At 38.2% G+C, this 547-nt stretch carries 1 pseudogene; it reads left to right on the forward strand.

Annotation, left to right across the window (positions count from 1 at the left end):
* Positions 1 to 301: 301 nt before the first annotated feature.
* Positions 302 to 472: pseudogene (locus CIK04_RS26175) on the forward strand (autonomous glycyl radical cofactor GrcA); the annotation flags it as partial.
* Positions 473 to 547: the final 75 nt, after the last annotated feature.

Raw genomic sequence — 547 nt, forward strand, 5'->3', positions numbered from 1 at the left:
CTTGAAAGCCTGTCAATTGATATATGTAGCTAATAAGGCTAGAAATTGCCCCCGTTAAAACAATTGAACTTACCCCCAACCATCTACCAATGGTTGCACGGTTATGACCAAAAACAGCGTAGTCGTGCATATCCTGTCCTTTTAGAAATCATCTCTTTTATATGAGAGCTAATGTATAAAGATCAAGGGGGCAAAGCAGCTAATTTTGATTAATATGACTCTAATCTCATTACCTTATAATAAGTCATAAAAAATAACTTTACCTCCAAACATTACACGTCATAATTTAACCCCAACATTACACCTAAACGTGAACGTTCTAAAACGTGAAACGCTAGAAGATGCGGTTGCGCACCCAGAGAAATACCCACAGCTAACTATTCGTGTATCGGGTTATGCCGTGCGTTTCAACTCACTAACACCTGAACAACAACGTGACGTCATTGCTCGTACGTTTACTGAATCTCTATAATATAGAGACCTAAACAATAAAAACGCGCTACATCGAGCGCCGTTTTTCTATTTCTTGCGTTTGTTTTCTAAAGTA

It is taken from the genome of Vibrio sp. 03_296 (assembly GCF_002265885.1).